The 17,585-nt window shown below is 70.8% G+C and carries 17 protein-coding genes; 13 read left to right on the forward strand and 4 right to left on the reverse strand.

Annotated features, from left to right (window positions below; all coding sequences use genetic code 11):
* Window positions 1-42: 42 nt before the first annotated feature.
* Complete coding sequence (locus IF01_RS0133695; RefSeq protein WP_030397409.1) at window positions 43-756, reverse strand: creatininase family protein; 714 nt, start codon at window positions 754-756, stop codon at window positions 43-45.
* 25 nt (window positions 757-781) lie between these two features.
* The gene (locus IF01_RS0133700; RefSeq protein WP_157855419.1) at window positions 782-2,053 is read right to left on the reverse strand and encodes an NsdA family TPR-like regulatory protein; all 1,272 of its coding nucleotides are present in this window, start codon (window positions 2,051-2,053) and stop codon (window positions 782-784) included.
* Window positions 2,054-2,227: 174 nt separating this feature from the next.
* Here IF01_RS0133700 and IF01_RS0133705 point away from each other — a divergent pair, with 174 nt between their 5' ends.
* The 5 genes from IF01_RS0133705 to IF01_RS44555 all read left to right on the forward strand — a co-directional run bounded on the left by IF01_RS0133705 (window position 2,228) and on the right by IF01_RS44555 (window position 5,451).
* Window positions 2,228-2,692 carry an ATP-binding protein gene (locus IF01_RS0133705; RefSeq protein ID WP_157855420.1) on the forward strand — a complete coding sequence of 155 codons (465 nt, stop codon included), beginning with the start codon at window positions 2,228-2,230 and terminating at the stop codon, window positions 2,690-2,692.
* A 142-nt stretch (window positions 2,693-2,834) separates the two neighbouring features.
* Window positions 2,835-3,161, forward strand: a complete 327-nt coding sequence (locus IF01_RS0133710; protein ID WP_157855421.1) for a hypothetical protein — start codon at window positions 2,835-2,837, stop codon at window positions 3,159-3,161.
* A 116-nt stretch (window positions 3,162-3,277) separates the two neighbouring features.
* Complete coding sequence (locus IF01_RS48650) at window positions 3,278-3,445, forward strand: hypothetical protein (protein ID WP_157855422.1); 168 nt, start codon at window positions 3,278-3,280, stop codon at window positions 3,443-3,445.
* Window positions 3,446-3,607: 162 nt separating this feature from the next.
* A complete protein-coding gene (locus IF01_RS46270; protein ID WP_208624386.1) occupies window positions 3,608-3,901 on the forward strand; it encodes a hypothetical protein in 294 nt (97 codons plus the stop codon).
* 704 nt (window positions 3,902-4,605) lie between these two features.
* The gene (locus IF01_RS44555; RefSeq protein WP_051756733.1) at window positions 4,606-5,451 is read left to right on the forward strand and encodes a TIR domain-containing protein; all 846 of its coding nucleotides are present in this window, start codon (window positions 4,606-4,608) and stop codon (window positions 5,449-5,451) included.
* Window positions 5,452-5,790: 339 nt separating this feature from the next.
* On the opposite strand, the gene IF01_RS0133725 is transcribed toward IF01_RS44555, so the two are convergent.
* Window positions 5,791-6,558 (reverse strand): GntR family transcriptional regulator, encoded by a 768-nt coding sequence (locus tag IF01_RS0133725; protein WP_030397415.1) that lies wholly within the window; start codon window positions 6,556-6,558, stop codon window positions 5,791-5,793.
* A 250-nt stretch (window positions 6,559-6,808) separates the two neighbouring features.
* Between IF01_RS0133725 and IF01_RS0133730 the strand changes: the two genes are divergently transcribed.
* From IF01_RS0133730 to IF01_RS48655, 6 genes are all read left to right on the forward strand, one after another.
* Window positions 6,809-7,162: an SCO3933 family regulatory protein gene (locus tag IF01_RS0133730; RefSeq protein ID WP_030397416.1), complete on the forward strand. Its 354-nt coding sequence runs from the start codon at window positions 6,809-6,811 to the stop codon at window positions 7,160-7,162.
* Complete coding sequence (locus IF01_RS0133735; protein ID WP_030397417.1) at window positions 7,162-7,368, forward strand: hypothetical protein; 207 nt, start codon at window positions 7,162-7,164, stop codon at window positions 7,366-7,368. Before IF01_RS0133730 ends, IF01_RS0133735 begins: the two co-directional genes overlap by 1 nt.
* Entirely contained in the window at window positions 7,365-8,672 is a 1,308-nt protein-coding gene (locus tag IF01_RS0133740; RefSeq protein ID WP_341845517.1) for an FtsK/SpoIIIE domain-containing protein, read from the forward strand. The genes IF01_RS0133735 and IF01_RS0133740 overlap by 4 nt, the downstream gene beginning before the upstream one ends.
* The gene (locus tag IF01_RS0133745; RefSeq protein ID WP_157855423.1) at window positions 8,669-8,863 is read left to right on the forward strand and encodes a hypothetical protein; all 195 of its coding nucleotides are present in this window, start codon (window positions 8,669-8,671) and stop codon (window positions 8,861-8,863) included. Before IF01_RS0133740 ends, IF01_RS0133745 begins: the two co-directional genes overlap by 4 nt.
* A 157-nt stretch (window positions 8,864-9,020) precedes the next feature.
* Window positions 9,021-10,463, forward strand: a complete 1,443-nt coding sequence (locus IF01_RS0133750; protein WP_030397420.1) for a replication initiator — start codon at window positions 9,021-9,023, stop codon at window positions 10,461-10,463.
* A complete protein-coding gene (locus IF01_RS48655) occupies window positions 10,457-10,603 on the forward strand; it encodes a hypothetical protein (RefSeq protein WP_157855424.1) in 147 nt (48 codons plus the stop codon). Before IF01_RS0133750 ends, IF01_RS48655 begins: the two co-directional genes overlap by 7 nt.
* A gap of 56 nt (window positions 10,604-10,659) precedes the next feature.
* Here the strand turns inward: IF01_RS48655 and IF01_RS0133760 are convergent, their stop codons facing one another.
* Complete coding sequence (locus IF01_RS0133760; RefSeq protein ID WP_051756735.1) at window positions 10,660-12,273, reverse strand: recombinase family protein; 1,614 nt, start codon at window positions 12,271-12,273, stop codon at window positions 10,660-10,662.
* Between the two features lie 344 nt (window positions 12,274-12,617).
* Between IF01_RS0133760 and IF01_RS0133765 the strand changes: the two genes are divergently transcribed.
* Both IF01_RS0133765 and IF01_RS0133770 read left to right on the forward strand, forming a co-directional pair.
* Complete coding sequence (locus IF01_RS0133765) at window positions 12,618-13,418, forward strand: TIGR03936 family radical SAM-associated protein (RefSeq protein ID WP_030397422.1); 801 nt, start codon at window positions 12,618-12,620, stop codon at window positions 13,416-13,418.
* A gap of 396 nt (window positions 13,419-13,814) precedes the next feature.
* Entirely contained in the window at window positions 13,815-17,510 is a 3,696-nt protein-coding gene (locus IF01_RS0133770) for an Rne/Rng family ribonuclease (RefSeq protein ID WP_030397423.1), read from the forward strand.
* The last annotated feature ends 75 nt before the right edge of the window (window positions 17,511-17,585 follow it).

A 17,585-nucleotide genomic window follows, 5' to 3' on the forward strand; every position in this document is an offset into this window, starting at 1 on the left:
ATATGGCCCTGGCACCCACTTCCAGGTGACGCCTGATAGTTCTCAGTTGCCACCAATGAGTGACAGGTGGGCGGCGGCCGACCCGGACAGGCTGTCGAGGAGCGCCTTGCCCTTCTCGGCCGTTCCGAGCGACGGGCGGCCGATGATGCCGTTCCGGGTGTACCCGGCCATGCCCAGGGTGAGGAGATACGGACGCTCCGGGGCGTGGTGGTCGTCGTCCGCGACGCCGTCCCGGACGAGTTCGGGGGCGCCGTGGAGCAGCAGGGAGACCTCCAGTTCGCCACCGTGCATGTCCTCGGCGCTGCTGCTCTCCAGGCCGGCGGCTTCGCGGGCCCGGTGCCAGTCCTCGCGGACCGGGAACAGGGCGAGGCGCGAGCCCTCAGTGTTGGCCTCCTGGACCACGTTGGAGAGCACGTAGTTCCCGCCGTGCCCGTTCACGATCAGCAGGCCGGGAACGCCGGACGCCCGGAGGGACTTCCAGATGTCGTTGATCACGGCGTAGAGCGTGGCGGCGCTGATGCTGACGGTGCCGGGCATGTGCGCGTGCTCGTGGGAGCAGGACAGCGTGATCGGCGGCAGGAGGAACAGGTCGTGGTCGGCGGCGATCCGCTGGGCGATCAGGCTGGCGACGACGGTGTCCGTGGTCAGGGGCAGGTGGTCGCCGTGCTGCTCGAAGCTGCCGACCGGCAGTACGGCGATCCTGGCGCCGCGTCGGCGTTCGTCTGCGGAGGTGGCGGCCGTGATCAGTGCGTCCATGGGCCCAGCCTCTCCCATCGGGCCGTCAGCGGTCGAGAGGGCTCCCACCGCTCATCAGGGTCAAGCGGCCAATGAACGTGGCGACTTCGGGTACGGCGCTCCAACGCCGGAGAGCCCTGCCTGCGGCGGACAGTTCTGACATCGCGCGGGCCGACTCGGTGTCGACAGCGATCGACAGTGCGCGGTCGGCTGCGGCGGCCGCCTGCTCGGGTTCACCGGAGACCGCGTAGGCGCGCGCCAGCCGGGAGAGGTAGACGCCCTGGTCGTTGCGGTAGATCGGCGGGAGGATTCGGAGCTCCGCCTCGAACATGCCCACGGCCGTGTGCGGGGCGCCGAGCTCGATCAGGCAGTTCGCCCGCTGCATCTCGATGTAGGTCGGCGTGCAGTAGGCGAGATCAAGGGCGTCGTCGGCGTGCGAGTCGTCCGGTGAGGAGGCGACCTCGTGGGCCTCGTCGAACTTCTCCTGGGCGAAGCGCGGGTTGCCCATGAGCGCGTGCCCCTGGGCCTCCTGCTGCGCTGCCAGGGCCCGGATCCGGTGGGTGGCCCCGACCGAGCGTTGGGCCGCGCGGGCAAGACTGACGGCCTTCTGACCATTGCGTTGGGCGGTGGCCTGGTTGCTCTTCCGGAAGAGCACGTAGGCGGCCATCACGTCGTCGTCGGCCTCCTGCGCCCACTCCATGGCGCGGTCCGACCAGTACAGGGCCCGGTCGAAGTGCCCGAGGTCCTGGTTCAGCCAGCCCAGGAACTCCGCGGTGCGGGCGCCGATGGTGAGGAGCTCGTCCCGGGCACGGCCCTCGGCGTCCTGCTGGAGACGGTCGAGCAGTTGGACGTGGCGCGTGACCGCGTCGAGCGCGTGGCGGGAGCCGAGCAGGTTCGCGGACTTGTAGTGACCGGGCATCGCACAGCGCAGATGGCTGACGAAGAGTTCGGGGTCGATCGGGGCGTTGAGGTCCCGCCCGCCGGCGGACGACTCCGGCGGGCGCCGCCGGGGCTGCGGGACAAGTCCCGCCTGCTCCCACGGCCGGTCGGACAGGCCGAGCATGCGCCCCGGGATGTGGAGTCCGTCGGCGATCCGCTCGATGAGATCGATCTTCTCGATCTTGCGCTTCCCGGACATGACCTCGCCCACCCGGCTCGGTGTCATGTCGCAGGCGCGAGCGATGAGTGACGGGTAGATCCCCGCCAGCTTGAGCAGCCGGAAGACGGAGGCGAAGTCGCGTCTTCGGCAGGCGGCGATCATCTCGGGGTGGGAGAGCAGACCTGCGGGCAGCCGGTCCGGTACGCGAGCCTCGGTCACCACTGCCCCCGCTGTCGATCATCAGCCACCGCAAGCAAGTTGATTGCCTGTGAGTTTACCCACATTGGGTAATCAGCTTGGGTACGAAGTCTGCACTCCCGATCGGCAGCCTGGGGTCAAGGGCCGGAACGTCCAGGTTCGGGCCGTCCGCTGGGACATCGGGAGGCGGTGTACGTGATCAGCTCGGGAAACCCCCAAGACGGCCCCGAACCCTACAGGCCGGCCGTCGGCATACCCGCGTTCGAGACGACGCTCACGCGGCACAGGCGATCCGCGCAGGTCGCCAGGAGCCACCTGCGTGAGTTCCTGCAGAGCGTTCCGGGCGGCAGGGCCCTCACGGTGGACGGTCAGCTGGTGCTCGGCGAGTTGGTGGCGAACGCGGTGGTGCACGCGCGGGTGTCGCCCGGACGTGAGATCGCCGTCCGGTTCGAGGTGGTGTGCGACCACCTGCGGATCGAGGTCCACGACGCGAGCAGCGAGAAGCCCGCGATCCGGCGCACCGCCGACCCGGAGGACATGTCGGGGCGCGGGCTGTACCTGGTTGAAGCCCTGTCCCTCGAATGGGGTTACGGGCCCCGGCCCGAAGGCATCGGAAAGATCGTCTGGGCTCTGGTGAGCCCGAAGGGCGGTGCGGAATGAGTCGGCGTTCCGGGGTTTCGTCGCGGTGCTTCTACTGCGGCGCGGGGCTGGGGAAGGCGTTGATCCGAAGCATCGTGGTGAACGGCCGGACGGTCAGTGTCCACCGGTGGCACCCGCGTCGTGCGGGGGAGGTGGCGGGGAGATGACCGCACCTGAAGAGCATGGTGGATCGGGACTGGAAGCGGTCTGTCTGTACCCGTTCCCGGTGATCGCGGAAGTCCGGGGCATCACCGCACCGGCGTGCTTCAGCAAGTTGACGGACGCGATGGCCGCGCTGCTGCGGACGCTTGCCGTGCTTCCACTGAGCCCGGACCAGCACGGCTACTTCGCCGAGCTGTTCGGACCGTCGGAGGCGCAGACGGTCGGGCAGCGGCTCGCGACGCAGGGAGAGGTGCGGGCCCTGGCCTTCCTCGACCTGACCCCGACCCTGGTCCGCCTGTACCCCGCCGGTCCTGGAGCACCACGGTGATCCGGTACTTGCGGGCCTGGCGGGACCGGGTCTCGACCTGGTGGCTGCTCGACGGCCAGTTCTCCTGGCCTGTTCGGGCAGTCTCGCCCGGGCGCCGAGCAGCGCACCGTGACGTCATGGCGTGGTGCGACGAGCCCGGCTTCGCCGACGCCCAGCGAGCCCTCCTGATGTGGCGGATCCGGCGCGAGAGGAACAGCGCTGACGATCCGCTGATCGGCCTGACCGAGGCAGAACTCTTCCGGCGGATCTTCGCCTGCGACGAGCCGGAACGGGATCGCACATGACCTGATCAAGAACAACCGAACACGTGCCGGACCACCCCGGAACCTTGGCGGGAGAGGGGTGGTCCGGTGGGCCGGAACCCGATGCCGATGGTATCGGGCTCCTCGGCATGTCAGTGCACTGATGGCCCGGTTCGGTTCTTGACCAGGGGAGTTGAAGAACAGTTGGACGGGGACGACGACTTCGGTGCGGAGTTGGCGGCAGGCCTCGATCCGGGTGCGTGGGTGTGGCTGCCGGGAGTGGACTACGCCGCCGGCTGGCGGGCGGCAAAGCAGGCGGCCGACGAGTTGAACGGTTTGCTCGCCGCATGCGGTGTAGCGCGGGCACAGCTGCGTGCTATCGCAGACACGGACGCCAGCGGCGGCCCAGTAGTCAGGCTTGAGGGGATTGCCGAGGGATGGCTGAGCCTCGAAGAGCTTCTATGTCTGGCTGCTGTTGCCCGTCGGGAATCGCACTGACTGGGACTGGTGGCTGCACAAGCTTCCACCAGATCCAGCGGGTTGGCTGCTTCGTCCCGAAGCAACCTGAGCACCCACCCGACCTTTGTGAGCGGCACCGCTGACCTGCGCCGACAGCCCCCAAGCGTCCGTTGTCGTCCGCCGAAGTGTGTGACGGTTGTATCGCAGCTAGGTACTCAGTTCCGTGCGCTCTCATTGGCGGCACGAGCCCGCTCATCGTGCGTTGTGGCGCCGAGGGAGCGTCTGTTCCGAGCGGATCGCTTTCGCTCGTCGTGCTGGGCGAGTAATGTGCCAGCTGCGCTGGTTCTCTGCCAGAGGGTGACTTCACGATCTGCCGCAAGCGGCTCACGACGGGAGTCCGCCCGGACGGCGGAGCGGTTCTACGCCAGTCACTGAGAGGGTTTGCCCAATGGCAGATCAGTCCAGTAAGCGTGCGTGGTACGCAGATCTCAGCAACCAGGTCCTCAAGTTCCTTGCGGGACGGGCCATAGCGGAGTGCGTGATCTGGACGGCGCGGCACTACGGTCTTTGGCCGTAGTGCGAGGGCCCCTTCGCGGGGCCCTCACTCTTTTGAACTGCTTCTCCGGGCCTCGGTGTTCCAGGCGCTCCCGCAACTCGCCGCCCGATCGGGCGCGCATGGGGCACTAGGGATCAGTTTTGCTGCTTGACTCACTGCCGGGTCTGAACCGGCGTAGCATGCGGTTATGGCGAAGGTGCGACTCGTCGGCAGCGTCGACGTGATGGACAGCAAGCTTGGCGACCAGATCTCAAAGGGAGAGGAGATCGGCCGTCTTCCTCGAACGACAGCTGAAGAAGTTCAAGAGTTCCAGTCTCAATTTCTCAACTGGAATGAATACACTGATGCTATTCTCCAGTCTGGATTTGAGGTTGATGGTGCTCTGACGCTAGCGCCGCCGGGCGAATTTGCAAGCCTTGACATTGAGATTTTCGATCTTAAGTTCGGTGCCGCTAAGACGGCGGAGTACGTCAACGCCGCCCTTACTGCGATTTTGCCCAAGAAGTTGAGGGTTCTGTCGTCGATCAGAGATCGCCTGGAGCTCTGGCAGCAAGAATCTCCGGCCTCTGAGCAGGTCGCGATGGGTGATGCGATTTTTCTGGTCCATGGCCGAGACCACCAGGCGCGGGAGACTGTCCGGGGGTTCCTGGGGCGCGTAACCTCGCGGGATGTAATTGTCCTAGATGAGGAAGTTGGCAGGGGCGCCGACATCCTGGGCAAGCTTCTAGATCATGCCCAGAAGGCTTCCTTTGCGGTGGTCATCCTCACCGGGGACGACGAGGGTGGGTTGGCTGGCGCCTCAGAGGTTAAGCCTAGGGCGCGCCAGAACGTAATTCTTGAGCTGGGACTATTTATTGGACTCCTCGGACGTAGTCGAGTTATCGCGCTCTACGAACCGGGAGTAGAAATCCCCAGCGACTTTTTGGGGGTTACTTATGTCGAGCTGGATTCCAATAAGGGGTGGAGGATTCCCCTTGCTGCGGAGCTTCGCGCGGCTGGCATCGAAGCTTCGATTGACCGCATCCTAGGCTGACCAGCGCGGGCGGCGGAGCGGTTTTGGCCGGTGTCCTGTCTGGTCTGGGGTCGGGCATGATCGGGGGGCCGTAAGCTGCTGCGGCTCGGTCAGGGCTTTTGGGCCTGACCGCAGTTTGGCCGAGTGGCCCCCCGGTCTTGCTCGACGCGGGTCCCGGGCCTGAGAGGTGGGTAAAACTGCGGAGCCGCCCGGCATCAGCCGTCGCGCGGCAGCTGGCGGGGCTGGGCGCTTCTCTGTGGGCGGGCCAGGCGCCCGGCCCGGAACGGCCGCAAGGCCGCATGCCCGGCCGGGGCGGCTGGGGCCGCCCCCTTGAGTAAGTAGAGAAGGTTTGCGACAGGGTCAGCGGGTGGCCTCGGCGGGCCGGGCCTCGATGGCGTAGGTGAGGGCGGCGGTTTCGGCGCCGAGGCGGGTCTCTTCGAGGATGAGGGGAAGACCGGTGGCCTGGTCGTAGGTGGTGCGGTGGGTGACCAGGAGGACGGCGGCCTCGGAGAGCTTCAGGGCCTCGCGCTCGTCGGGCTGGGGGATGCGGGCGGTGACACGTTCGCGCCAAGCGATGTCGTGGCCGGCGGCGGCGAGTGTTGCGTACGCCTCGGCCGGGGTCGCGGCGGGCTGCTGGGCGAGGGGGGTGGCCTCGATGTGTTCCATGGGGAGCAGCAGGCGGTGAAGGGCGCGGCCGCCGCCGGTGGGGTCGGTCAGCAGGCGGTCGCAGCCGAGCATGAGTTCGTCCTGATCCATCTCCAGCAGTGGCGCGGTGATCGCGTCGGTGCGGGTCCGGTAGACGGTGGGCTCCTCGGCGGGGCCGAACCAGGCGTCGGTGGGCGTCGAGTAGGTGTTGCCCTGGGTGGTGACGGTCCGGTCCAGGGTGCCGGTCGGGCCGTGGACGGTGGGGCGGACGAAGGTGCCGCGGCCTTGCTTCACGTCCAACTGGCCCTCGCTGCGGAGCGCGGCGACGGCGAGCCTGACGGTCGGTCGGGAGACGCCGTACTTCTCGGCGAGGTCGGTCTCCGTGGGCAGCTGCGTGCCGGGTGGCCACTCGCCGGCGGCGATGGACTGTCGCATCGCCGCCGCTACCTGCTTGTGCAGTGCCTCGTTGCGGATGATCGCCATGGTGTTGACCCCTTGTGCGGGCGCCGGGGGTAGGGGCCCGCCTCGTGTCGCGTCGTTTTCGAGAGTTCGGCTGTGGTCGTTTGCCCAGCTCGGGCCGCATGTCTAGGTCTGTCGTCAGTCGGTAGCCGTTAAACGTAAGCATGAATTGCTTGCGTCGGGGCGTCAAGGAAGGGCATCATCTCGACATCAAAGGTAAGTACGTTTGACGACTTACGTCATGCGGCCTTTGGTGTCGGAGGAGTGTGCGCTCATGCAGTCCATTCCCGTTGATGGAACCCGGCTCGGCACGATGACCTGCATCGTTGCCCCCGAGGCGCGGATCGCGAACCGCGAGACCGGGGAGGTGCGCAAGGACCGGGAGGGGCAGACCGTCTACACGGTCGGCGTCGCGGTCCGGCAGGACGGCCGGCGGGCCTCGATCGTCGAGATCAGCGTGTCCGGTGAACCGGTCGGCGTGACCGAAGGCGTGCGGGTGCAGGTCACCGGGCTGACCGCCTTCTCGTGGGCGATGGGGGACCGGCACGGCCTGTCCTTCCGCGCCGACGCGATCACCCCCGTCCCCGCGTCGGCCCCGGCGGCCTCCCGGAAGGGCGGAGACGCCTGATGAGCGGCGCGACGCGGGTGAAGCTGCGCGGCCTGCTGCGCGAACTGGGGGACCTGGCCGAAGAGGTCGACCCGTTCGGCAGGGACGACGACGGTGCCCTGCTCTTCGACCACATCGCCGTCCTCGCCACCAAGGCCGTCGGCCAGGCGCGCGACCTGGAGACCGAGGCCCACAACACGGCCTCGGAGAACGGGGGACGGCGGTGATCGTGCTCCAGCTCCTCTGGGTGACGCTGCTGGCGGTGGTCCTGATCCTGCTCAGCGCGGCTCCGGGTCTGCGGCGCCACCATCCCTACGTGTGGTGGTGCCTGCTCGGCTATCCGGTCGCGGTCGTGCGGATCCGGGTGACGTGGCGTCGCCTGACCACGAACCTCGGCCTCGCGGTGGCCAAGCGCGCGGGGCGGGCGCTGATCGGGGACATGGTCGTTCGCGGCGACCCGCTGCGGCCGGTCCCGCCCCGCCTGGGCATCCCGAAGTTGAAGCGGGGCGGTCTCGACGTCACGGTGCGGCTGCACCCGGGACAGGTGCCGGAGCACTTCGTCTCCGCCGTGGAAGCCCTCATGCACACCTGGCGGGTCCATGCGGTCCGGGTCGTGTCGGACGAGCGCGGGTTCGTGACGCTGTCCGTGCTCGCCTGGGACCCGCTCCGCGCCCCCGTCGTGCCGTACCAGCTGAAGCAGCGTGTGCTGCGGGCGGTGGTCGGCCTGTTGGAGGACGGCCGGGCCTGGGTGGTCGACTTCCGGCGGGCGCCGCACTGGCTGATCGTCGGCGCGACCCGTTCCGGCAAGTCCACCCTGATCGCCTCGCTGGTGAAGGAACTCGCCCCGCAGCGGGTTGCCCTCTTCGGCATCGACCTCAAGGGCGGCATGGAACTGTCGCTGTTCGAGGACCGGCTGTCGGCGCTGGCGTCCACCCGGGCGGAGGCTTCACGGCTGCTGGCCGAGCTGGTGGCCGAGACCGAGGCCCGGATGCGGTTGTGCCGGTCGGTCGGGGCGCGCTCGGTCTGGGACCTGCCGGCCAAGCTCCGCAAGATGCCCGTCGTCCTGATCGTGGACGAGGTCGCGGAGCTGTACCTGGTCGCGACCAGGGACGACAAGGCGGAGGTCGGGGAGATCTCCACCAATCTGCTCCGGCTCGCCCAGCTCGGCGCGGCCCTCGGGGTCCACTTGGTCGTCGCCGGACAGCGGGTCGGTTCGGACCTCGGCCCCGGTGTCACCGCCCTGCGTGCCCAGCTGGCCGGACGCGTCTGCCACCGCGTGAGCGATCCGGGGACGGCGGAGATGGCGCTCGGCGACCTCAGCAAGGACGCCCTCGAAGCCGCTCAGCGGATCACCCTCGCCGAACAGGGCGTCGCCATCACCGCCGACACCGACGGCCGATGGACCAGGGCCCGCTCCATCCACGTCACTCCCGACCAGGCCCGTCGGGCGGCCAGGAAGTACGCCCGGCTCGCGCCGACCTGGCCGGGCCTCCAGCAGGCGGACGAGCAGAGCGAAGGGGTCCACGCATGATGGACATGACCGCCGTGCTGATCGCCTTCCTGATCGTCGTCACCTACCTCCTGGTCCGCTCCGGCGAGCTGCGCCTCTGGCACGTCCTGCTCGTCGGCGTCCTCGGCATCCACCTCGACCGCGTCGGCTGGGCCGACCCCGTCGTCCGCGCCGTCACCTGGATCGTCCAGGGCCTCACCCACACCGCCTGAAAGGCGTGATCACCGTGCCAGCCCACCCAACCTTCACCGGCGGCCCTGTCCTCGACCGCCGGACCGGCTCCATCCACCACCACGCCACCCCCGGCCGGACCGTCGCAGCACTGGCCCGGCCGGGGCCCGGCGAACCCTGGCCCTGGAGACACCCGCCATGACCCGCAGCAACCCGTACAACGACCCCACCGCACGCCGCGCCTTCCTCGACCGGGAGGCGCGGCTTCGCCAACTGTCCGACGTCGAAAGGGACTTCGTCCGGCTCGGCGAGCTGCCCGATCTGAACCGCTGGCTGGATCAGGTCCGCGCCACCGGCGGCTGCGCGGAACCGGTCCACCTCAGGGGGCACAGCACAACCCTCGACGCCGGGACCGGGGAGGTGCTGCGCCACTACTCGACCGAGGCCGAACCCGGCGGCCGGCTCTCGGTCCGCTGCCGGAACCGTCGGGCCTCCCGATGCGCCACCTGCTCACGCGAGCACAGCGGCGACACCTTCCACCTGGTCCGCTCCGGCCTCACCGGGGGCAAGGGCGTCCCCGACACGGTTCGGACGCACCCGCGGCTGTTCGTCACCCTGACCGCCCCTTCCTTCGGTGCGGTCCACCGTGCGGGGGAGTGCCACCGGGCCCGTCGCCGGTGCTGCGAACACGGCGGTCGGCACGGCTGCGGCCGACTCCACCCGGACGCGGACCCGCTCGTCGGACAGCCGCTCTGCACCGACTGCTACGACTACCCCGGGCATGTCCTGTGGAACGCCATGGCCCCGGCGCTCTGGAAGGCGTTCCGCGACAACCTCTATCACCACCTCGCCACCCGGGCGGGCGTCGGCCGGACGAAGGTACGCGCCCTGGTGCGGGTCTCCGCCGCCAAGGTCGCCGAGTACCAGAAGCGCGGTTCCGTCCACTTCCACGCGGTCGTCCGACTCGACGGCCCGGACGGTCCCGCTGCTCCGCCTCCTTCCTGGGCGACGGGGCCTCTCCTCCTGGAGACCGTCCGCTCGGCCGCCGCAGCCGTCGCGCTCCCGCCTCCCGACACGGCGGCGCACAGTGGGGGACGGCTGCGCTTCGGCACCCAGCTCGACGCCCACCCCCTGATGAAAGGGGACGGCGGGCGCCTTACGGACGACGCCGTGGCCGCCTATGTCGCCAAGTACACGAGCAAGAGCGTGGAAGCCGCGGGAGCGGTCGACCGCCGGATGGAGTCCCTGGCGGAGATCCGGGCCCTGCCCGTCAGCCTGCACGTTCGGGCACTCATCGCCACCGCCTGGCGCCTCGGCGGCCTGCCCGAACTGCAACACCTCCGCCTCCGTGCCTGGGCCCACATGCTCGGCTACCGGGGCCACAGCCTCACCAAGACTAGGGCCTTCTCCACTACATACGGGCAGCTCCGGGCCGCACGCGCCGAGCACGCCCGCGGCCTGTACGCCGACCGGGAGAGTGAGACCGAGACCGTGGTCGAGAGCGTATGGCGGTTCGCGGGAACCGGGCACACCCCGGCCGAAGCACTTATCGCCGCCGGCATCGCCGAAGACCTCGCCACAACCCGGGAAGTCGCGCGCGAAGACGCGGAAGGTTCAGGCCGGTCCGGTGGGGCATGGTGACCGGCCCGGCACCTGTACCCCGAGGCTCCGTCGAGCGGGCCGGGACTCCGGGGCAGACGAAGGTGCCGGTCATCAGGAGCGAGATCGTCATCGTCGACGACGACGGCAATGAGGAGCCCTACGACCCCGCCAAGCACTGACGACACCAGCCCCCGGCCTCGACTACCGGGGGCTGCCGCATGACCGGCCGCTCATGTCAGAGCTTGCTCGCGAAGTGGTCCTCCTTGACGATCAGCCGGTCCCGGTAGTCCTTGGGGATCATGAGGCGAAGCTTGATGGCGGGAGCCCGCTGGCCCTTGACCTTGGTCCGGGTGACCTCGCACCGGACGCCCACCCTCAGGAGGTCTGCGGCCATGGCCTCGGTTCCGCCTTCCTCCCACTGCTGCCGGAACGTCTTCCCGTTGGCCACGTTCACCCACCGGTCCTCGGTGCTCTCGGGGTCGATCTCTCCGAGTTCGGTGATCAGCCTGTCCAGCGTCTCCTCCGCCTGCTCGCGCGTGAACCGGGTCTTGGAGTACCGGCCGCCGGGCTCCAGCTCCTTCATGTAGTAGGCGATGGAGTTCTCGAGCTGTGCGACATGGGCGCGCGCCTCTGCACCCCGTGCGTACTCGCGCACCTGTACGGGCTCCTCGCCGAGGACCGACAGCACGTCGTGGACGAGCTTGGCGTTGATCACGTCGGGGTTGGTAGCACCCAAGCCCCCGCCCTTGCATCCCTGGCACCGCAGGTACTCGTACAGCCAGTCCTTGACGCGGTTTCGCTGCTGGATCATGTTCGTCTTGCAGTCGACGCAGATGAAGACCCCGAGGAACGTCGTGGCGCCGCCGGGTCGGCGCTGGGGTTGGCTCTTCCTGCGCTTGTCGAGATCCGCCTGGAGCTCGTTGAACTCCTCCTCGACGAAGACGGCCTCCGCGACCCGGATGGGCTTCCCGGCCTTGTCCAGGACGAGCTTGGACCGGCGGGCGCCGCCCTTCTTCTCCTCCTCGACCCGGTAGCCCATCAGGGCGGGGTTACGGAGCTGGCGCAGCAGGGTCGTCGCCGTGAGGCCGTCGCTGACGAGGCCCGCTCGCTTCAACAGCTTGACCATGCGGGTGGCGGAGACGCCTCGACGGGCCATGCGTCGGCACCAGTGCAGAGCCTTGTGCGCGTCGGTGTCGATGACAAGGACGACGCCGCCGTTCTCGTCCTCGGCGGTGGTGTACCCGAAGGGCGGCTTCCCGACCAGCCAGGCGGACTGGGTCTTCGTGTAGTCCCAGAGGCTCGCGACGCGGGTGCTGGTGTTGGTGGCCTCGATCTCCGCGATGCCGCCGATCAAGGTCACCAGGATCTTGCCGACGACCGTGGTCAGATCGATGGAGTCGTGCTTGGAGACCAGGTTCTTCCCGTACTTCAGAGCCCATTCGATCATGGTGTTCAGGTCGGACAGCCGCCGGATGAAGCGGTCGAGCTTCCAGAACAGGAGCACGTCGAACTCCGGCGCCCTGTTGTTCAGCCACTCGCCCAGCTCCTTCCGCCTCCACGGCGGCACCTTGGTGGCGGAGACGTTGAGGTCGCTGGCGACGCCGACCACGCGGCACCCCCGGTTCAGCGCCTCGCGGCGGAGTTCGAGCTCCTGACGGACGGGGGAAGTGGTGTCTTCCGTCAGTACGGACAGCCGGACGGAGAGCAGCGCCCGGGGCGCCTCCGTCGGGAGCGCGGCCTCGGCTCGCTTCAGCTCCTCCAGCAGCACCAGATCCGCGGTGCTCCATTCGGCCTCGACCGTGTACGCCTTCTGCTGTGCGGCACGTGCCGTACGGGTGCGCTTCGCCATGTCGGTGACCCTCCCAGCGACAGTTTTGGGTGCAGCTCCATGTAGCCCCAGATGGACACGAGCATCCAGATCGGTCCGACCGGGAAGACGATGCTCCCGCTCACCGTGGTGAACAAGTAGCCGCAGAGGCACCGGAGCGCCCCCGTCGGATCCTTCCGGCGGGGGCGTTCGCGGGTCGGGGCGGGCGGGGGCGGAGCGAGGGGTGGGCGGGGGCGCGTACCCTTTGAGGTGTAAGAGTCCGGACAGTGGCGGGAAATCGCCGCCGCCGCGGACGGGGACCACTGACGAAGGACTGAGCGACCCTGGCACGCCGTACGCCCGACGGTCCGCCGCCCGCGCCGACGGTGCAGCGGATTCGTCTCCGCTACACCAAGCGCGGCCGGCTCCGCTTCACCAGCCACCGCGACTTCCAGCGCGCCTTCGAGCGCGCCCTGCGCCGCTCGGTGGTGCCGATGGCCTACTCGGCCGGCTTCACCCCGCACCCCAAGGTGTCCTACGCCAATGCCGCGCCGACCGGTGTGGCCAGTGAGGCGGAGTACCTGGAGATCGGCCTCGCGGCCCACCGGGACCCGGAGGAGCTGCGCGTCCAACTGGACGAGTCGCTGCCCGCGGGCCTGGACGTGATCGACGCGGTCGAGGTGCGGACGCCCAACTTCGTGGAGCGCCTGGAGGCCTCCGAGTGGCAGGTGCGGCTCGACGGTGTCGACCCGCAGGAGGCGGCCCGCGCGGTCGCCCTGTTCCTCGCCGCGGAGCGGGTCGAGGTCGAACGCCTCACCAAGAACGGTCTGCGGGTCTTCGACGCGCGCGGGGCGGTGGCGGCTCTTGAGCTCCTCCCGCCGCAGGTCGACGGCGGTGCGGACACGGAGGGCGAAGAGACCCGCGATGTTCGGACCGGGCGTCCCTGTGCGATACTGCGCCTGGTAGTACGACACGCCACACCCGCCGTACGACCCGACGACGTGTTGTCCGGTCTCCGTGCGACGGCCGACCTGGCGCCGCCGGTCCCCGCAGAGGTGACCAGGCTGGCGCAGGGGCCGCTCGACGAGGGGACCGGCACGGTGACCGACCCGTTGGCGCTCGACCGCGCCGCGGCCCAGGCCGGCCCTCTGGCGGCCGGCGAGCCGCGCGCAACCGCGTCCGCCTAGCGGGCGGAGGCCGGGTCCAGTTCCCCACTGGGCCCGCTGGTCCTCCAGGCCCCCGCTGCTCCCCAGGGGAGCGAGCGTCGTCGAAGCACAGGCCGGCCTCTTGCGGCCCGCCGACCCCGATGGTCGGTGGGCCCGAGGACCCCGTCCGGGAGCCACCCGGGGTTGGGGGACGGCGCAGCTTGGGAAAACCTCAGAAGACTGGTCAGACCAGAAGACTTTCGACACCCCGCCGAGGGCGGGGCGCCGAGCGAGACTACGAGCCCCTGTGCGGCCTCGCGTCCGCGCGGCGGCACCGTGAGAGGGTCCGGCCCGAGCATCGTCGTGATGCCGGCCGGCCACCGGTGTCGTGCCGTGCCCGGATGCGGAGCCCGGGGGCCTGACGGGAGATCCACCCGCATGCTCGATAACACCGATCCGCAGCAGCCTGCGACGGAACCGAACGACACCGCCGCGACCGGCGGCGACAGCGCGTCCGCCGCGCCGCCGCGCCGGCGCCGCCGCGCCGTGTCCCGCCCCGCGGGAGCGCCGCAGGGCGCCGCCACCGAGGCCGCCGAGACGGTCGTCCCGGCCGAGGCCGAGGCCACCCGTACGGTCGAGGCGCCGGTCGCCGAGACCGCCGCCGCCGAGCCGGCGGCGGAGAAGCCGGTCCGGGCCCGCCGCACCCGCAAGCGGGCCGAGGCGCCCGCCGGAGCGCCCGAGGCCTCCGCGATCGTGGTCACCGCGCCGGAGGCCGAGCAGGCCCCGGTCGCCGCCGCGAAGGCGAAGGCCCCCAAGGCCGAGAAGGCGGAGAAGGCCGCCGACAAGGCGGAGAAGGCCGAGAAGACGGAGACGGAGCCGGCGGAGAAGCCCGTGCGGGCCCGTCGGACCCGCAAGAAGGCCGAGCCCGAGGCCGCCCCCGTGGTCGAGGCGCCCGCCGCCGCCGCTGAGCCGGAGGCCGTCGAGGCCCCCGCCGCCGCGGAGGAGCCCGCCGCCCCGGCGCGCCGTCCCCGCCGCCGCCGGGTGGTCGAGGCCGCCCCCGTGGTGGTCGAGGAGCCGGTGGCCGAGGAGGCCGAGCCCGAGGTCGAGGAGCCGGTGGCCGAGGAGGCCCCGGTCGAGGAGCCGGTCGCCCCGGCGCCGGTCGTCGAGTCCGCCGAGCCGCCGCAGCGGGTCCGCCGCCGCGCGGTCCGCCCGTCCACCGCGATCTTCCAGGCCCCGGTGTTCCAGGAGCCCGCCCCCTTCGTCGCCCCGACCGCTCCGGCGGCCCAGGCGGCTCCGGCGACCCCGGCCGCCAAGTCCGCCCCCGCTCCCGCCGCCGCGCAGCCGGCCGCCGTCGAGGCGGAGTCCGCCCCGGCCGCGACGCAGCGCGAGGAGGAGGAGTTCGAGTACAGCGGTGTCGGCCGCCGTCGCCGCGTCCGCACCTCGGTGCGGGTGCAGACCCCGGCCCGGGGTCGTCGTGGCGCCGCCGTGGAGCGGGTCGAGGCCCCCGCCGCGAAGGCCCCCGCCGCCAAGGCCCCGGCCGCCGTCAAGGCCCCCGCCGTGGTCGAGGCGCCCGCCGCCGTGGAGACCCCGGCCGTCGCCGCCCCCGCCACCGGCCCCGAGGCCGAGGACGAGTGGGAGGACGGTCGCCCGTCGCGCCGCCGCCGCCGGGGTGGCCGTCGCCGCCGTCGCGGTGAGGCCGACGAGGAGGCCGAGGCCCCCGAGACCGAGCAGCCCGCCGTCGAGGAGCCGGCCGTCGCGGCCGCCGACGAGGACGACGAGGACGACGACGACCTGGCCGCCGGCCTGTCCTCCTCGCGCCGTCGCCGTCGCCGTCGCCGCCGCAGCGGTGAGGCCGGCGCCGTGGAGGTCGCCGAGACCACCGAGGACGGCGTCCGCACGGTGGTGAAGGTGCGCGAGCCGCGCCGCCGCTCCACCGAGCCGTCGTTCGACCCGGACGAGGTGCAGTCCATCAAGGGCTCCACCCGTCTGGAGGCCAAGAAGCAGCGCCGCCGCGAGGGCCGCGAGCTGGGCCGCCGCCGGGTGCCGATCATCACCGAGGCCGAGTTCCTGGCCCGCCGCGAGTCGGTCGAGCGCGTCATGGTGGTGCGCCAGAACGGCCAGCGCACCCAGATCGGCGTCCTCGAGGACGGTGTGCTCGTCGAGCACTACGTCAACAAGGAGCAGGCCACCTCGTACGTCGGCAACGTCTACCTGGGCAAGGTCCAGAACGTGCTGCCGTCGATGGAGGCCGCGTTCGTCGACATCGGCAAGGGCCGCAACGCGGTCCTGTACGCCGGTGAGGTCAACTTCGGCGCGCTGGGCGGCCACGGCGGCCCGCGCCGGATCGAGTCGGTGCTGAAGTCCGGCCAGTCCGTGCTGGTCCAGGTCTCCAAGGACCCGATCGGCCACAAGGGCGCCCGCCTGACCAGCCAGATCTCGCTGCCCGGCCGCTACCTGGTCTACGTGCCCGAGGGCTCGATGACCGGTATCTCCCGCAAGCTGCCGGAGAACGAGCGCGCCCGTCTGAAGCAGATCCTCAAGAAGATCGTCCCGGACGACGCGGGCGTCATCGTGCGCACCGCCGCCGAGGGCGCCTCCGAGGACGAGCTGACCCGCGACGTCCAGCGCCTCCAGCAGCAGTGGGAGGACATCCGGAAGAAGGCCGCCTCCGGCAACGCCCCGGCGCTGCTTTACGGCGAGCCGGACATGACCGTCCGGGTCGTCCGCGACATCTTCAACGAGGACTTCACCAAGGTCATCGTCTCCGGCAACGAGGCGTGGAGCACCATCCACGACTACGTCTCCAACGTGGCCCCGGACCTCGCCGGGCGGCTCCAGCGGTGGACCTCCGAGGTGGACGTGTTCGCCACCTACCGGATCGACGAGCAGCTGATGAAGGCGCTGGACCGCAAGGTCTGGCTGCCCAGCGGCGGCTCGCTGGTGATCGACCGCACCGAGGCGATGATCGTCGTCGACGTCAACACCGGGAAGTTCGTCGGCCAGGGCGGCAACCTGGAGGAGACGGTCACCCGGAACAACATCGAGGCGGCCGAGGAGATCGTGCGCCAGCTGCGGCTGCGCGACCTCGGCGGCATCATCGTGATCGACTTCATCGACATGGTCCTGGAGTCCAACCGCGACCTGGTGCTGCGCCGTCTGCTGGAGTGCCTGGGCCGGGACCGGACCAAGCACCAGGTGGCGGAGGTCACCTCGCTGGGCCTGGTCCAGATGACCCGCAAGCGGGTCGGCCAGGGCCTGCTGGAGTCCTTCTCCGAGCCCTGCGTGCACTGCAACGGCCGCGGTGTGATCGTCCACATGGAGCAGCCGAGCTCCCACTCCCACGCCCACACCGGTGGCGGCGCTGCCGCCGTCGAGGCGGGTGCGGGCGGCGGCAAGCGCCGTCGCCGGGGCAAGGGCGGCGCCGGGAACGAGGAGTCGCAGGTCGTCGAGGCGGTCGAGACCGCTTCGGTCGACGAGGTCGACGAGGCCGAGGACTTCGAGATCGTCGAGTCCGCGCCGGTCCGCGAGGAGATCGAGGGCCAGCTGGCGATCGAGGTGCCGGGCGAGGCCGAGGTCGTGGCCGAGCCGGTCGCCGCGGCGCCGGTCGTGGTCGAGGCCCCGGTGGAGGCTCCGGCCGCTGCCCCCGCCGGACGGCCCCGCCGTCGGGCGGTCCGCAAGGCGACGGCTCCGGCCGGTGCGCCGGGCGGGGCGGAGATCGTGGTGCTGCAGGCCAAGGCCGAGGCGGCCCTGGAGTCGGCCCTGGCGGCCGTCTCCCCGGCGGCCCAGGACCCGGCGGCGCAGACCCCGGTCGAGGAGCCGCAGGCCGCGCCGGCCGCGGTCGAGGAGGCCCCGGCCGAGGTTGTGGCCGAGCCGGCCGCCGCCGAGGTCCCGGAGGCCGCCGAGGCCCCCGCGGCCGAGGCCGCTCCGGACGCGACCGAGGAGCCCGCCGAGGAGGCGCCGGCCCCGAAGAAGCGGGCGGCCCGCAAGACCGCCGCCAAGAAGACCACCGCCGTCGCCGCCAAGAAGACGACGACGGCGGCGAAGAAGACCACCGCCCGCAAGACCGCCACCAAGCGGACGAGCGCGGCGGCCAAGAAGGCGGCGGCCGCCGAGGGTGATACGGCGGCCGAGTAGGGCCCGGTCCCGGGCGGAGAACCCTCCGCCCGGGACCCGTACGGGCCGGTTTGCCCCAGCGGCGACCGGCCCGTA

The sequence above is a fragment of the Kitasatospora purpeofusca genome, assembly GCF_000718025.1.
Classification (GTDB): Bacteria; Actinomycetota; Actinomycetes; order Streptomycetales; family Streptomycetaceae; genus Kitasatospora; species Kitasatospora purpeofusca.

What these genes read in the sequence shown, in the direction of transcription:
- IF01_RS0133745 (WP_157855423.1), top strand. Translation starts at nt 8,669, where the DNA reads ATGATGGACATGACCGCCGTGCTGATCGCCTTCCTGATCGTCGTCACC.
- IF01_RS48655 (WP_157855424.1), top strand. Translation starts at nt 10,457, where the DNA reads ATGGTGACCGGCCCGGCACCTGTACCCCGAGGCTCCGTCGAGCGGGCC.
- IF01_RS0133760 (WP_051756735.1), bottom strand. Translation starts at nt 12,273, where the DNA reads ATGGCGAAGCGCACCCGTACGGCACGTGCCGCACAGCAGAAGGCGTAC.
- IF01_RS0133770 (WP_030397423.1), top strand. Translation starts at nt 13,815, where the DNA reads ATGCTCGATAACACCGATCCGCAGCAGCCTGCGACGGAACCGAACGAC.
- IF01_RS48650 (WP_157855422.1), top strand. Translation starts at nt 3,278, where the DNA reads ATGGCGTGGTGCGACGAGCCCGGCTTCGCCGACGCCCAGCGAGCCCTC.
- IF01_RS0133710 (WP_157855421.1), top strand. Translation starts at nt 2,835, where the DNA reads ATGACCGCACCTGAAGAGCATGGTGGATCGGGACTGGAAGCGGTCTGT.
- IF01_RS0133730 (WP_030397416.1), top strand. Translation starts at nt 6,809, where the DNA reads ATGCAGTCCATTCCCGTTGATGGAACCCGGCTCGGCACGATGACCTGC.
- IF01_RS0133735 (WP_030397417.1), top strand. Translation starts at nt 7,162, where the DNA reads ATGAGCGGCGCGACGCGGGTGAAGCTGCGCGGCCTGCTGCGCGAACTG.
- IF01_RS0133750 (WP_030397420.1), top strand. Translation starts at nt 9,021, where the DNA reads ATGACCCGCAGCAACCCGTACAACGACCCCACCGCACGCCGCGCCTTC.
- IF01_RS44555 (WP_051756733.1), top strand. Translation starts at nt 4,606, where the DNA reads ATGGCGAAGGTGCGACTCGTCGGCAGCGTCGACGTGATGGACAGCAAG.
- IF01_RS0133725 (WP_030397415.1), bottom strand. Translation starts at nt 6,558, where the DNA reads ATGGCGATCATCCGCAACGAGGCACTGCACAAGCAGGTAGCGGCGGCG.
- IF01_RS0133695 (WP_030397409.1), bottom strand. Translation starts at nt 756, where the DNA reads ATGGACGCACTGATCACGGCCGCCACCTCCGCAGACGAACGCCGACGC.